We start from the raw sequence: 14,469 nt of genomic DNA, 5'->3' as shown, positions 1-14,469 counted from the left end.
ATGGTTCCCATCTCCTACTATCTGATCCTCGCCGCGGCCCTGTTCTGCCTCGGCATGTTCGGTGTGTTGATCCGCCGCAACGCGCTGGTGGTCTTCATGTGCGTGGAGCTGATGCTCAACGCGGCGAACCTGACGTTCCTGGCCTTCGCCAAGCAGCACGGAAACCTGGTGGGCCACGTGTCCGCCTTCTTCGTGATCGCCGTGGCGGCGGCCGAGGCCTCCATCGGCCTGGCCATCGTCATCGCCGTGTTCCGCAGCCGGGGCACCGTCAATGTCGATGAAATCCGGACGATGAAATACTGACGGTCCGGTCCCCCCTTCCGCCAAGAGAGCCCCTCTGCCCATGGAAGCCCTCAAGCAATACTTCATGACTGCGCCGGTGGAACCCGCCATCTTCGCGCAGTCGCTATGGCTCATCATCGCGCTGCCGCTGCTGGGCGCGTTCGTGTGCGGCGTGTTCGGCAAGATGCTGGGACGCGCCAACGTCAACCTCATCGCGTGCGCGACGGTGGCTGGTTCCTTCGTGCTCTCGGTGGTGGCCTTCTGGTGCGTCAACCACGCACCGCCGGGCAGCGCGCCCGTGTCGATGGAGAACCCCTTCTCCGCCGGCGCCATCCGCTACGCCATCGGCTTCGACTACGGGACGTGGTTCTCCGCGGGCACGTTCCGGGTGAACCTGGCCCTGCTGGTGGACCACCTGTCCGGGACGCTGCTGCTGGTCATCACCGGCGTGGGCTTCCTCATCCACCTGTACTCCACCAGCTACATGGAGCACGACGAGAGCTACTGGCGGTACTTCGCGTACCTCAACCTCTTCGTGGCCGCGATGCTCACGCTGGTGATGGCCGACAACCTCGTCCTGCTCTTCGTGGGATGGGAGGGCGTCGGTATGGCCAGCTACCTGCTCATCGGCTTCTGGTACTCGGACACGGCCAAGGCGTGGGCCGGACGCAAGGCCTTCGTCACCAACCGCATCGGTGACTTCGCCTTCCTCATCGCCACCTTCCTGCTCGTGCTGACGGTGGACGCCTTCAACACCCAGGCGAACACGGCCAACTTCGCCCTGGTGGGCGGTGGCGCGGAGACGGCCCAGGTGCGCTTCCGCGAGGGCCTGCAGATGAAGGGCCCCGTGGCCTTCTCGGGCCTGGAGGTGATGGCCAACGCGCTGCCCCAGACGGCGGAGAAGACGCAGGCCTCGGTCACGCTGGAGACGCCCATCGCGCAGGGTCCGCTGGCGGGCCGCACCTTCGGGGGCGTGCTGACGGCGGCGCTGCTGCTGTTCCTCCTGGGCGCGGCGGGCAAGAGCGCCCAGTTCCCCCTGTACGTGTGGCTGCCGGACGCCATGGCCGGCCCGACTCCCGTCTCCGCCCTCATCCACGCGGCGACGATGGTGACCGCGGGCGTCTACCTCTTCAGCCGCATGAGCTTCCTGCTGGTGATGAGCCCCACGGCCATGGTGACGGTGGCCATCATCGGAGCCTTCACCTCGCTGCTGGCGGCGCTCATCGCCTTCGCGCAGGACGACATCAAGAAGGTGCTCGCCTACTCCACGGTGTCCCAGCTGGGCATCATGTTCATGGGCGTGGGCATGGGCATCTTCTGGGCGGCGGTGCTGCACCTGGTCACCCACGCCTTCTTCAAGGCCTGCCTCTTCCTCGGCGCCGGCAGCGTGATGCACGGCAACGCGGACGAGACGGACATCAAGAAGCTGGGCGGCCTGCGCACCGAGATGCGCTGGACATGGGCCACCTTCCTGGTGGCCACCCTGGCCATCACCGGTATCTTCCCGCTCTCCGGCTTCTTCTCGAAGGATGGCGTCTACCACGGCGTGCACCACAACCACTTGCACGGCTACGAGTGGGCCTCGGGCGCGCTCTACTACGTGGGCCTCGTCATCGCGGCGAGCACGGCCTTCTACATGTCACGCCTGTACCTGCTCACCTTCGAGGGCAAGCGCTCGCCGCAGGCGAAGATCGCCCACGCGCACGAGAGCGCTTGGCACATGACGCTGCCGCTGGTGGTGCTGGCGGTGCTCAGCGTGGTGGCGCTGGTGTACGCGCTGCCGCTGATGCCGGGCCGCAACGGGCCGCAGCCGGTGATGGAGAACTTCCTGGGCCCGGTGTTCGCCAGCGCCGAGCGCATCGCGGCGCGCGGCGAAGCGGTGAAGCTGGACCACAGCCTGCCGCACCTCGTCGACTACTTCATCGCGTGGCTGGTGGCGCTGAGCGGTGGTGCCGCGGCGGCCTTCCTGTACATGAAGTTCTTCCCGTCGCGCGTGGGCCAGCCGGCTCCGGCCTGGGCCCGCTCGGCGCGCCGCCTGGCGCAGAACAAGTTCTACGTGGATGAGGCTTACGAGTTCCTGGTCATCCGGCCAGTGCGCAACGTGAGCGCCATCCTCTTCAAGCTGGTGGACACCCTCCTCATCGACACGGTGGCGGTGCGCGGCACGGCGTGGGTCACGGCCCGCGTGGGCAGCGCCCTGCGCTACGTGCAGACGGGAGACGCACAGGCCTATGCCGCGGTGATGGCCCTGGCCCTGCTCGGCGGCGCGGTGTACGCGCTCATCCAGGTGCTGACATGAGCTTCTTCGATACCCATCTGCTCAACCTCGTCGTCTACCTGCCGCTGCTCTTCGCGGCGCTCGTCTGCCTGCTGCCCTCCGGAGAGCGCGGGCAGATCCGCACCGTCACGTTCATCGGCATGCTGGTGGACCTGGTGTTCGGTGTGTGGGCCTACCTGCGCTTCGAGCCCGGTGGCCCCGAGTTCCAGCTCGAGTACCGCACGCGGTGGCTGGAGCAGCTCGGCGTCAGCTACCACATCGGTGTGGACGGCCTGGCCGTCAGCCTGCTGCTGCTGACCGTGTTCCTGGGGCCCCTGGTGGTGATGGCCTCGCAGACGTACATCACCGAGCGCGTGAAGGAGTTCCACCTCGCGCTGCTCGCCCTGCAGACGGTGATGCTGGGTGCGCTGGTGTCCCTGGACGTGCTGCTCTTCTACGTCTTCTGGGAGGCCATGCTCATCCCCATGTACCTGCTGGTGGGCGTGTGGGGCAGCGAGGATCGCCAGATGGCGGCGGTGAAGTTCTTCCTCTACACCCTGGTGGGCTCGCTGCTGATGCTGGTGGCGATCGTCGCCCTCTACTTCATCAGCAGCACGCCGGGTAACCGCTCCTTCGACTACGCCACCATCTACAACAGCCTGGTGGGCGCCAACCGGGAGCTCTCCGCCTGCATGGCGAGTGGTGACTGCTCGCGGCTATCGGACATGGCCAGCATCCTCCACCGATGGGGACCCTGGATGTTCGCAGCCTTCGCCCTGGCCTTCGCCATCAAGGTGCCGATGTGGCCGGTGCACACGTGGTTGCCGGACGCCCACGTCCAGGCGCCCGTGGCGGGCTCGATGATTCTGGCCGGTGTCATGCTGAAGATGGGCACCTACGGCTTCTGGCGCTTCGCGATTCCCTTCTTCCCGACGGCCGCGCACCAGGCCCGGCCCATCCTCGCCACGCTGGCGGTGATTGGCATCGTCTACGGCGCGCTCATGTGCCTGGCGCAGCGCGACATCAAGAAGCTCATCGCCTACTCCTCGGTGAGCCACCTGGGCTACTGCATGCTAGGCATGCTGGCCCTCACCGGCGAGGGCGCCACCGGTAGCGCCTACCAGATGCTCAACCACGGCGTGTCCACCGGCGCGCTGTTCCTCCTGTTCGGCTTCCTCTACGAGCGGCGCCACACCCGCCTGATGTCCGACTACGGCGGCATCGCCAAGGTGCTGCCCGTGTTCACCACGGCCTTCCTCATCATCACCTTCTCGTCCGTGGCGGTGCCGGGCACCAACGGCTTCGTGGGCGAGTTCCTGGTGCTGCTGGGCACCTTCAAGAGCAGCCTGGGCCTGGCCTTCGGCGCGCTGGCCACCCTGGGCGTCATCCTCGGCGCGGCGTACATGCTGTGGATGGTGCAGAAGGTATTCTTCGGCCCCCTCACCCACCGCGAGAATCAGCACCTGTCGGACCTGAACCTGCGCGAGTTCGCCACGGTGCTGCCCTTCCTCATCCTGGTGGTGGTGATGGGCCTGAGGCCGCAGCCCTTCCTGGATCGCATCAACCCGTCCACCGAGCGCTTCGTCACCCGCGCCAGCCTGGGCACCCCCGGCAACCGGGTGCAGCCGAGCGACGTGCAGATCTCGGTGATGGGCCTGCCCCCTCCTTCCGGCGTGGCCGCCGCCCCCAACGACCAGCCGGCGGGCCCGCTCGCCGACCGGCGCTAGTCGAGAGTGTCCATCATGAACCTGCCCAACCTCACCTCGGCAGACTTCCTCCCGCTGCTGCCGGCCATCATCCTCGTCCTGGGAGCGTGCATCCTGCTGGTGTCGGAGGTGTACCTCTCCGCCAGCTCGTCGCGCGGCTACCAGGCGGTGCTGTCCACCGCCACGTCCGTCATCGCCGGCATCGCCTCGCTGGCGATGCTGTTCCAGCCCGCCCGCGAGGTGTTCCTCGGCTTCGGCGCGTTGGACCCGTTCTCGAGCTTCCTGTCCTTCATCGTCTGCGTGGCGCTGGCGCTGGCCTCGCTCACCTCGGCCGGCTTCCTGCGCAAGCGCGGGGCCGAGCGCGGTGAGTTCTACGCGCTGATGCTCTTCGCCGGCGCGGGCATGAGCCTGCTGGGCATCTCCAACGAGCTCATCACGCTCTTCGTCAACATCGAGGTCCTCTCCATCGCCACGTACGCGCTGACGTCCTACCTGCGGCGCGGCACTCGGCCGAGCGAGGCGGGCTTCAAGTACTTCATCCTCGGCGCCTTCTCCTCGGCGGTGCTGCTCTACGGGTCGGCCCTGCTGTACGGCGCCACCGGCACCACCCTGCTGTCGGACATGGTGCAGCCGCTGCGCAGCGCGATCGCCAACCACAACGGGGCGCTCGTGTACGTGGGCGCGGTGCTGGTGGCCGCCGGCTTCGCCTTCAAGGTGGCCGCGGTGCCCTTCCACATGTGGACGCCGGACGTGTACGAGGGTGCTCCCACCCCCGTCACCGCGCTCATGAGCGCCGGTGTGAAGGCCGCGGCCTTCGTCGCCCTGGTGCGCGTGTTCGTCACCGTGGGCAGCGGCATCGACGCGAAGCTGCCCTTCGTCATCTTCTCCACCCTGGCCTTCCTCACCATGGTGGGCGGCAACCTGCTGGCCCTCCCGCAGCGCAACGTGAAGCGCATGCTGGCCTACTCCTCCATCGCCCACGCCGGCTACCTGCTGCTGGGCGTGGCGGCCCTCTTCGCGGTGCAGCCGGGCCAGGAGTTCAAGCTGCTCGGCGCCACCGCGCTGGTCGGCGCCAGCCCCGAGGCCGTGGCCCGCGTCGAGGCCCTGCGCGGCATCCTCTTCTACCTGCTCGCCTACACCGTCACCGCGGTGGGCGCCTTCGGCATCATCTCCATGCTGGAGCGCCGCGAGGAGGAGGAGAAGGGCACCGCCTGGGACCTGGAGCGCTTCAGCGGCCTGGCGCAGCGCCGGCCGGGCTGGGCCTTCGCCATGGCGGCCTTCATGCTGTCGCTGGCCGGCATCCCGCCCACCGTCGGCTTCCTCGGCAAGCTCATCCTCTTCCGCGCCGCCGTGGACGCGGGCCTCGTCGGCCTCACCATCGTGGCGGTGCTCTCCAGCGCCGCCGGCGCCTATTACTACCTGCGCGTGGTCGTCTACATGTACATGCGGCCTGTGCCCGAGGGCGCCCACCCGCTGGAGCGCAACTGGATGACCGAGCTCGCCCTGCTGGTGTCCACCGTCGCCGTGGTGCTGCTGGGCATCGTCCCCGGCCCCGTGGCCGAGTGGATCGCCCAGGCCGGCACGCTGTTCAGCCGCTGAGCACCTACACCTCCGGCTTCACCAGCGCCCGGGCGGCTTCCGCCCGGGCGTTTTCATTTCGTGCGACTCCCCGCCCCGGCTACGGAGGCAGTGGCCCTCGCATCGCCAGCGTTCGCAGCACCACCAGTGCTCCCGCCGCGCGCAGCAGGGACTCGAGTGCCGTGTCTCCCACCGTCACCACGCGCAACGCCCCACACGCCCGAGCTCGAGGAAGGTCACTTCCAGCACCGCCCGCGAGCCATGTGCTCAAGCGCGAGTCACGAAAACCCAAAAAGAAGGCGGCCCGGCACCCTCAGGAAGGGGACCGGGCCGCAGGTTCTTCTTAGAAGCTCACCGGAAGTGCTGAAGGGGGTGGGGGGGAACCACCTTCGGCCTCGCTTCGACGTGCTCCGGGTGTTCTCTATAGCACTCGTCGTGCCAGCCCTCTCGAGCCCCTTCCACCCTGTGATTCCAGTCACTTGGCTTCTCGGGCTCCCCTCCCCCATTCCTCTGCTTTCAGCCCTGCATTGCAGCCCTGAAATGCCCTTTTCAGATCTGAAAGTCGCTCGTGCCAGCGGTTTCAACCCCACCCGGAGCCCTGGGCCCGAAGAAGCCCTGAGCCCAAAAAGAAGGCGGCCCGGCACCCTCAGGAAGGGGACCGGGCCGCGGGTTCTTCTAAATTAAGCTCACCGGAGACGCTGAAGGGGTGGGGGGGAACCACCTTCATCGCCACTTCGATGCGCTCCGGGTCTCGGCTTTAGCACTCCCCATGCCAGGGCTGCTGAAATCTCAGAACACAGTAAATTCAGGCACTTAGCATTTCGGGTGCCCCCGAGGGCATCCATCCGTGCATTGCAGCCCTGAAATCCCTTTGCAGATGTGAAAATCCGCAAAGATATCAAGGGCTTCTGTTTTCCAAGGTTGAACCCGCATTGCACTCCTGGCGGGTTGTGCGGCAATCGACACGTTTCGTACAGCCTCAATCCCGCTGTTCGCCTCCCAGCGGACGCAGGTTGAGGCGCTTCATCTTCCGCCACAGCGTGGTCGAGGAGACGGCCAGCTCCTCGGCGACGCGCCCCAGGTCCATCCCGTGCCGCTCCAGGGCCTGGGCAATCGCCCGCCGCTCGGCGTCCTCGACTGACTCGGCCAGCGTGGGCATCCGGGTGCTGGTGTCCGTGGGCGCGGGCGCGGGCGGTGCTCCCACCGGGCCACTGACTGCTACTCGAGCGCTGGGGCGCAACGGGAAGTCCTCGGGCAGCAGCTCCTCGCCCTCGGCCAGCGCCGCCGCCTGTTCCACCAGGTTCTCTAGCTCGCGCACGTTGCCGGGGAAGCCGTAGCCCATCAGGTGCTCCACCGCCAACGCGGACAGGCGCTTGGGGTTGGGGCTGCGCGCGTTGGCGCGCTCGAGGAAGTGCTTGGCCAGCGCGGGCACGTCCTCCAAGCGCTCGCGCAGGGGCGGCACGCGCAGCGTCACCACGTTGAGCCGGTAGTACAGGTCCTGCCGGAAGCGCTTCTCCTGCACCTCCAGCTCGATGTCCCGGTTGGTGGCCGCCACAATCCGCACATCCACTCGCACGGAGGTGGACTCGCCCACGCGCCGCACCTCGCCGTCCTGCAGCGTGCGCAGCAGCTTGGACTGGAAGGCGGGCGTCGTCTCCGTCACCTCGTCGATGAAGAGGGTGCCGCCATCCGCTTCCTCCACCAGGCCCCGGCGGGCCCGCACCGCGCCGGTGAAGGCGCCCTTCGCATGGCCGAACAGCTCGCTCTCCAGCAGCGTCTCGGAGATGGCGGCGCAGTTGACGGGGACGAAGGCCTTATCCTTGCGCCGGCTGTGCGCGTGCACCGCTCGGGCGACCAGCTCCTTGCCCGTGCCGCTCTCGCCCTGCACCAGCACCGTGGCGTCGCTCTGAGCCACTCGCACCAGGCGCGACGTCAGCTCGCGCATCGCCGGACTGCTGCCCACCAGTGCGCTCAGGCCGTGGCGCTCGTTGAACTCGCCGGCGAGCATGTCCACCGTCGCCTGCAGCCGCGCCCGCTCCAGCGCCCGCTCCACCCGGTAGCGCAGCTCGCCCTCCTTGAAGGGCTTGGTGACGTAGTCGAACGCCCCCTGGCGCATGGCCTCCACCGCGCTCTCGATGGAGCCGAAGGCCGTCATCATGATGACCTGCAGGCGCGGGGCTACCTCCAGCGCCTTCTTGAGGAGCGTGAGCCCGTCCATGGGCTCCATCTTCAGGTCCGTCAGCATCAGGTCCACGCCGGCCGCCAGGGTCGTGAGCGCCTCCTCACCGTTGGCGGCCTCGAGGACGGTGTAGCCCTCGGCGCGCAGGAGGAGCGCGGTGGTGGCCCGCATGTTGCGTTGGTCGTCCACGACCAGGATGCGACCGCGCGGGAGGGAAGTCGGTGCGTCGTTCACGGCAGGCTCGTCGGCTGGGTGAGGGGTAGGCGGAAGGTGAAGGTGGTGCCACGGCCCGGAGCGCTCTCCAGGGCCATCTCCCCGTGGTGCTCCTCGATGATGCGCTTGACCACGGCGAGCCCCAAGCCCGTGCCCTGGGCCTTGGTGGTGAAGAAGGGCTCGAAGACCCGGTGCACGAGCTCGGTGGGGATGCCGCAGCCCTGGTCCGCCACGTCGATGCGCAGCACGTCCTTGCTCCCGTGTGCCTCGACACGGGCACGCACCTGCACCACCCCACCCTGCGGCATGGCCTGGATGGCGTTGACCAGCACGTTGACGAGTGCCTGGCGGATGAGGCGCCGGTCCAACGGCACGCGGGGCAGCTCCGGCGCCACCTCGGCGGACAGGGTGATGCGGTTGTTGGCGCCCCCCTGCTGGGCCCGCGCCGCGTCCACCGCGTCCTGCAGCACCCGGGGCACGTCCTCGTGCTGCAGCATGGGCTCGCGCGGACGGGTGTAGTCCAGCAAGTCCCCCACCATGCGGTTGAGCCGGTCACTCTCCTCCGCGAGGATGTCCAGCAGCATGCCCGCGTCACCGTCCGGCTTGAGCATGCGGCGCAGCGAGGCCACCGCGTTGAAGATGACGCCCAGGGGATTGCGCACCTCGTGGGCCACGATGGCGGACAGCTCGCCGAGCGCGGCCAGGCGCTCGCGTTTGACCATCTCCGCGCGGGCGGCGGCCAGCTCCGCGTAGGACGCCCAGAGGGACTCGTAGAGGCGGGCGTTGGCGATGGCCAGGGCAATCTGGCCGCACGTGGCCTCGGCCAGCTCGATGAAGGCCGAGGTGAAGACGCGCGGCCGGCGGGTGTCGTCCAGCAGCACCACGCCGATGAGCTCCTCGCGCGAGGTGAGCGGCAGGCCCAGCAGCGCCTTCTCCTCGAAGCGGCGGACGAGTTCGCGATCCTCCATCTCCGCGACCTTCGACAGGTCCGAAATGGCGATGGGCCGGCGCTCCCGGGCGACTCGCGCGGCGATGCTGACGGGCTCGTCCACCGGAATCACCACGCCGCGGAAGAAGTCGCGGTGGGTCGCGGAGGCGGCGGAGCCTCTCAGGACACCGGCCTGCTCGTCGTGCAGGAGGATGAAGCAGTTGGAGACGTCCAGCAGCTTGACGAGGAAGTCCGAGGCCACGTCCAGGATGCTGGCCACCTCCAGGGTGGCGGTGGTGGTGCGGGCCAGGTCCAACAGCAGGCGCGTGTCGGCGAGCTGCCGGGCGGACTCGGTGCGCAGGCGGCGCTGATCCATCAACGTCATCAGCAGCTCGGACAGCGTGCCCAGCAGCCGCAGGTCTGCTCCCACGAAGGGACGCCCCGGCGGACGCAGCACCTGGAGGAGCCCTCGCGGGTGGCCCCCGTGCGTCAGACGCACCGCGGCGCCGCAACCCAGGCGCCCACCGGTGGCCGCCACCAGCGCACGCTCCTCTGCCTCGCTGGAGAGCACCACGCCCCGGGCCGTGACCGCGGACGGCGACAGGCCTCCCAGCGGCGCGGCGAGCACGGCCTTGTGCGCTCCGTCCAGGCCCACCTGCGCCGCGAGCGCCAGCTCACCCTCGGACGACTCGGGGGCATACAGCAGCACGGCCTCCGCGCTCAGCAGCGAGGCCAGGCGCGAGAGGAAGTCCTCGGGCGAGGGAGGCTCCGGCTGGGCGACGAAGCGCGCCGCCTCGGCCACGGCCACCATCTCCCACCGGCCCCGCTCCACATCCGCCAGCAATCGCGCGTCGGTGAGCGCGGCCCCCACCACCTTGGCGAAGAGCGCCAGCACCGAGCCGAACGAGGGCGACAGTCCCGGCCCGGACACCCACAGCACCTCCGACAGCGTGGTGCCCAGCGGGAGGTAGACGGGCGTGGACGTCCCCAGGGCGGGACCGAAGACGGGCCATCCCTCGGACAGCGCCCGCAGCCCCAACTCCCCATGCCCTGGGGGCGGCACTCCGTCCCTGTCGATGAAGTGCTCCCCGTCTCGGGCCAGGAAGCGCGCGGAGAGGCCCGCGGCGGAGAGACCCGCCAGCGCTACCCGCCGCACCGCGTCCTCCGAGCGCGCCGCGACGAGCTCCGCCGACGTCTCCACCAGGCGCTCGGCCACCTCCAGCTCCGCCGGACGCGCTCCCAGCACCACGCTGTTGACGAGCATCGCCCGGCCCACGTCCTCCAGCTCCACCTCTTGCACGTGGCTCGCCACCTCGCACGGCCCCCTGCCCGGACGCGGCGGCAGCACGTAGCGCCGGGGATCCGACTCCTTCAGCAGGCCCTGCTGCCGCAGCCGGTAGCGCTCCTCGAAACGCGCCCGGTCCCCCGGGTAGACGAAGTCCAGGAAGTGCCGGCCCTCCACCTGCTCCCGGCCCAGCCCCAGCAGTTCCAGGTATGCCTCGTTCGCCGCCCGCACCCGGCCCTCGTGGGCCACGAAGATGGGGTTGTCGAGCGACTCGATCAGGGCCCGCAGGGCCGTCTCGCTGTAACGCTTCGTCCTCATGCGCGCCGCAGCACCCGCTTCTCTCCGACCCGGAGCGTCACCTTCTCGCGGTCGAAGTACTCCGAGAGGGGAATGACGAACTTCCGGCTCTGGCCGACCATTTCCTTGAAAGCCTGGGTGGAAATCTCCTTCTTCTCGCGAAGGTGGGCAACCAGCCGCTCCTTCAGCCCGGCCAGGGCTCCCGCGTCGAAGAAGAGCTCCTCGCTCACCCGCGCCACCCGGCCCTCCGCCACCGCCACCTTGAGCAGCTCCTGCACCCGCGCGGACGGAAGCCGCAGCCGCTCGGCCAATTCGTTGAGGGTGGGCGGCGCGAGCCCCGCGGCGGTGAGGTCCGCCACCAGCCGTGTGCGCGCCGCGTCCTCGTCCAGCGACAGCGTACGGCCGCGCCCCTTGAGGCGCACCACCTCCTTCTCCACCTCCACCTTCCCCACGTCCGTCAGCGCCTGCAACACCCGGCCGAAGATGCGCGCGTCCAGCTCGCCCGAGAGGCGCTGGCGCAGCTCCTCCCGCGACAGGCCCTCACGCAGTGGCTCGCGCTCGTGGAAGGCGCCCAGCAGCGCCAGGGCCCGCGCCTGCAGGCCCTCGAAGACCTCGCCCGAGAGGTAGAGCCGCCGCTCCCGGTCCACCAGCAGCGCCGTGCCGCGCGAGCCGAGCAGCTCCAGCGCCCGCGAGAGCACCTTGGGCGCCAGCGCCGAACGGGCGAAGAGCTCCTGTTGGGTGAGGCCGCGGTAGCCCGACTGGCGCAGCAACCACGCCACCTGTCCGCCCGGGTCCGCTTCCAGCAGCGGAGCCACCACCTCGGAGCCGCCCTTGCGCCGACGCGGCGGGGTGATGGACAGCACCCGCCCACCAGCCAACGTGGCGCCACGGCCCGGCAGCGCGCGCGAGCCCCGGAGGATGAAGCGCTGGCCCGGCAACGCCGCCATCGGCTCGGACAGACGCAGCTGCGCGAGCGCCGTCTCGCCCGGCTCCAGCTTCTCCAAGTCCAACAGCGCCACCGTGGCCTCCACCTGCGCGGTGCCCAGGTGCAGGAGCAGCTTGCGGCGCCGGGGAAGTGCCTCCTCGGCCGCGGGCAACAGGCTCAGCTCCACGTCCAGCATGCGCGTGTCGGGCACCTCGCCGGCCTTCACCAGCACCATGCCGCGCGAGATGGCCTCGGGCTCCACGCCCGTCAGGTTCACGGCGGTGCGCTGGCCCGCCGCCACCTTCGCCACCGCGTCCCCGTGCATCTGCAGTCCGCGCACGCGCAGGGGACCCGGCAGGCCCGGCAGCAGGGACACCGCGTCCTCCAGCGCGAAGGCGCCGGACAGCAGCGTGCCCGTCACCACCGTGCCGAAGCCCTTGACGGTGAAGGCCCGGTCCACCGGCAGGAAGGCGGGGCCCTCGGAGGGACGCGAGGGCAGGCCCTGGGCGCAGCGGGTGAGCGCGGCGCGCAGTTGGGGCAGCCCCTCCCCCGTCTTCGAGGAGACGGGCACCACCGGCGCGCCCTCCAGGAAGGTGCCCGCCACCAGCGTGGCCAGGTCCGCTTCCACCAGCGCGCGCCACTCGGCGCCCAGCTCCGCCAGCAGGTCCGACTTCGTGAGCGCGATGACTCCGGCCTTCACGCCGAGCAGCCGGCAGATGTCCAGGTGCTCTCGCGTCTGGGGCATCACACCCTCATCCGCGGCCACCACGAGCACCGCCAGGTCCACCCCGCCGGCGCCCGCGGCCATCGCCTTGACGAAACGCTCGTGCCCGGGCACGTCCACCACACCCGCCACCGTGCCGTCGTCGAGCTTCAGGTGCGCGAAGCCCAGCTCCAGCGTAATCCCCCGGCGCTTCTCCTCCTTCAGCCGGTCGGTGTCGATACCGGTGAGCGCCTTGACCAGTGACGTCTTGCCGTGATCGATGTGCCCCGCGGTGCCGATGATCATCTCGCCCGGCTCTCCCCTCGGTCGGCCAGGCTAGGCCCCTGCCTTGTCCGGGTCCACGTCGAAGCGCCCATCCTCGGTGACGGCCTCGTAGTCCCACGGGAAGACGACGAGGGCGTCCGTGGACAAGGCGCAGAAGCTCGGGGCGAAACCTCCGGGGCGGGTCACCAGGGCGGCGGTGTTCACTTCCCGGGCACCCACCTTCTGCGCCAGGGCGGTGGCCAGCTCCAGCGTGTCGCCGCTGGCGACGACGTCGTCCACGATGAGCACCCGCTTGCCCTTGAGCTCGCGCGGCATCTCCCCGTTCAGCTTCGGCTTGGCCGCGCCCTTGTCCCGGCTGCGGCGGCTGATGCGCACCGGGAAGAACTCGCAGCCGAGCGCGCTGGACAGCGCCCCGCCCACGAACACGCCGCCGTGCGCCACGCCCACTACGGCCTGGGGCTTGTAGCGCTGGCTGATGGTGCGCGCGAGCGACTGCACCGCCCGGTCGAACTCCGCCCAGGACAGCTCCTGGATGCTCGTCTTCGAGCGCGATTGGTCTCGCCCGGTGAGCTGACGCGGCACCTCCACTTGAGGCGCGAGCACCAGGTTCGACGGGATGGAGACGAGTGTCTCCACGTGCTTCGGGATGGGCTTGCCCTTCGTGCCCTTGAGCGGCGTTGCCTTGGAGGGCGCTGCCTTGGTCGTTGCCCGCTTGGTGGCCACGGCGAGGACTCCAGTCTGGGGTAGCGGTGCCGCGTCATACCCCGAGCAGCCCGGTATCGCCACTCCCGGCCGGAGCGGCTCGCCCGCCCGCCCGCCTCAGCTCGTCGCCTGGGCCATTTCCGCCAGGATTTCGCGAATCTCGTCTCCGGAAACCACGTAATGCGTGGTGCAGAAGTGGCAATCGGCCTCGGCCTGGCCTTCCTTGGCGAGGATGTCCTCGAGCTCCTCGCGGCCCATGGACACCAGGGCCCGCTTCACCCGGTCCTTGCTGCAACTGCAGGTGAAGGAGACGGGGTAGCGGGACATGACCTCCAGGTCCGGCTGGGGCACCAGGGCCTTGAGGAGCGCGCCCGCGCCCTGGCCGGCGTGTGCCCGCACGGTGGGCTCGAAGTCCTTCGCGAGCCTGTCACCGAGCGCCCGGAAGGCGTCCCGGTCCCCATTGGGCAGCGGCTGCAGGAGCATGCCCGCGACGAGACCCAGCGGCTCGGTGGTGCCGTTGGCATTCACCGGCTGCACGGAGAGGAACACGCGCGTGGGCAGCTGGTCGGAGGTGGCGAAATAGCGCTCCAGGTCCTTCGCCAGGTCGAAGCTCTCGAGCTCCACCGCGGAGCGGTAGTACTCGCCGCTGCCCAGGTCGCGCAGCACGGAGAGGTAGCCCTTGTTCCCCAGCGCCGGACGCCAGTGGTACTCGCCCTCGGAGCCCACGTGGGACACCAGGGGGTTCTTCGCATAGCCGCGCAGCACACCCGACGTGTCCCCATCCACGAAGAGGCCCCGGAGCGGCCCGTCGCACTCGAGCTGGAGGTTCACCCGCGAGTCGCTCTTCTGCAGCGAGGAGAGCAGGGCACCCGCGGTGAGGCCCTGCGCCATCAACGAGGCCGAGGCCGTCGCGGAGCGGTGCAGCTCGCGCGCCTTCCGGGCGAGCTCGCTGGCGGTGACGAGCACCACGCGCAGGTCGGTTTCCTTCAACAATCCACTGACGAGTTCATCAGCCATAAGGTTTGGGAGTAGCGTGCCCATCGGCGAGCCGCTCGCCAATGACAATGAGACGGCAGTGAAGCGCCTGGCTTTCCTGCATGGGCTGCGGCCAGCGGAGCCTCCTGGAATG

10 protein-coding genes are annotated in these 14,469 nt (G+C 69.5%); 4 read left to right on the top strand and 6 right to left on the bottom strand.

Annotation, left to right across the window (positions count from 1 at the left end; translation table 11 throughout):
- From nuoK to DAT35_RS49620, 4 genes are read left to right on the top strand one after another with little or no spacing between them, the layout of a single operon-like run.
- The gene (gene nuoK, locus DAT35_RS49635) at positions 1–303 is read left to right on the top strand and encodes an NADH-quinone oxidoreductase subunit NuoK (RefSeq protein ID WP_108076394.1); all 303 of its coding nucleotides are present in this window, start codon (positions 1–3) and stop codon (positions 301–303) included.
- A 40-nt stretch (positions 304–343) separates the two neighbouring features.
- Positions 344–2,581, top strand: coding sequence for an NADH-quinone oxidoreductase subunit L (gene nuoL, locus DAT35_RS49630; RefSeq protein WP_108076393.1), 2,238 nt, complete (start codon positions 344–346; stop codon positions 2,579–2,581).
- Positions 2,578–4,266, top strand: coding sequence for a NuoM family protein (locus DAT35_RS49625; protein WP_108076392.1), 1,689 nt, complete (start codon positions 2,578–2,580; stop codon positions 4,264–4,266). The genes nuoL and DAT35_RS49625 overlap by 4 nt, the downstream gene beginning before the upstream one ends.
- A gap of 15 nt (positions 4,267–4,281) precedes the next feature.
- On the top strand, positions 4,282–5,844 hold the full coding sequence (locus tag DAT35_RS49620) for an NADH-quinone oxidoreductase subunit N (protein WP_108076391.1): 1,563 nt from the start codon (positions 4,282–4,284) through the stop codon (positions 5,842–5,844).
- A gap of 79 nt (positions 5,845–5,923) precedes the next feature.
- Here DAT35_RS49620 and DAT35_RS59535 read toward each other — a convergent pair whose 3' ends face one another.
- The 6 genes from DAT35_RS59535 to DAT35_RS49595 all read right to left on the bottom strand — a co-directional run bounded on the left by DAT35_RS59535 (position 5,924) and on the right by DAT35_RS49595 (position 14,357).
- Positions 5,924–6,094, bottom strand: a complete 171-nt coding sequence (locus DAT35_RS59535) for a hypothetical protein (protein ID WP_158502206.1) — start codon at positions 6,092–6,094, stop codon at positions 5,924–5,926.
- Between the two features lie 708 nt (positions 6,095–6,802).
- Complete coding sequence (locus tag DAT35_RS49615; RefSeq protein WP_108076526.1) at positions 6,803–8,191, bottom strand: sigma-54 dependent transcriptional regulator; 1,389 nt, start codon at positions 8,189–8,191, stop codon at positions 6,803–6,805.
- 41 nt (positions 8,192–8,232) lie between these two features.
- Positions 8,233–10,746: an ATP-binding protein gene (locus tag DAT35_RS49610; protein ID WP_108076390.1), complete on the bottom strand. Its 2,514-nt coding sequence runs from the start codon at positions 10,744–10,746 to the stop codon at positions 8,233–8,235.
- Positions 10,743–12,659, bottom strand: a complete 1,917-nt coding sequence (gene selB, locus DAT35_RS49605; protein WP_108076389.1) for a selenocysteine-specific translation elongation factor — start codon at positions 12,657–12,659, stop codon at positions 10,743–10,745. Before selB ends, DAT35_RS49610 begins: the two co-directional genes overlap by 4 nt.
- A 30-nt stretch (positions 12,660–12,689) precedes the next feature.
- Entirely contained in the window at positions 12,690–13,361 is a 672-nt protein-coding gene (locus DAT35_RS49600) for a phosphoribosyltransferase (RefSeq protein WP_108076388.1), read from the bottom strand.
- A gap of 96 nt (positions 13,362–13,457) precedes the next feature.
- Positions 13,458–14,357 carry an Hsp33 family molecular chaperone HslO gene (locus tag DAT35_RS49595; RefSeq protein WP_108076387.1) on the bottom strand — a complete coding sequence of 300 codons (900 nt, stop codon included), beginning with the start codon at positions 14,355–14,357 and terminating at the stop codon, positions 13,458–13,460.
- Between the last annotated feature and the right edge of the window lie 112 nt (positions 14,358–14,469).

The organism is Vitiosangium sp. GDMCC 1.1324 (assembly GCF_003044305.1).
Lineage (GTDB): Bacteria > Myxococcota > Myxococcia > Myxococcales > Myxococcaceae > Archangium.
This window is presented reverse-complemented; position numbering and strand designations above follow the sequence as displayed.

Bases quoted from the DNA above. Each gene is read 5' to 3' on its own strand.
- DAT35_RS49610 (WP_108076390.1), bottom strand. From the start codon at position 10,746: ATGAGGACGAAGCGTTACAGCGAGACGGCCCTGCGGGCCCTGATCGAG.
- selB (WP_108076389.1), bottom strand. From the start codon at position 12,659: ATGATCATCGGCACCGCGGGGCACATCGATCACGGCAAGACGTCACTG.
- DAT35_RS49625 (WP_108076392.1), top strand. From the start codon at position 2,578: ATGAGCTTCTTCGATACCCATCTGCTCAACCTCGTCGTCTACCTGCCG.
- DAT35_RS49620 (WP_108076391.1), top strand. From the start codon at position 4,282: ATGAACCTGCCCAACCTCACCTCGGCAGACTTCCTCCCGCTGCTGCCG.
- nuoL (WP_108076393.1), top strand. From the start codon at position 344: ATGGAAGCCCTCAAGCAATACTTCATGACTGCGCCGGTGGAACCCGCC.
- DAT35_RS49595 (WP_108076387.1), bottom strand. From the start codon at position 14,357: ATGGCTGATGAACTCGTCAGTGGATTGTTGAAGGAAACCGACCTGCGC.
- nuoK (WP_108076394.1), top strand. From the start codon at position 1: ATGGTTCCCATCTCCTACTATCTGATCCTCGCCGCGGCCCTGTTCTGC.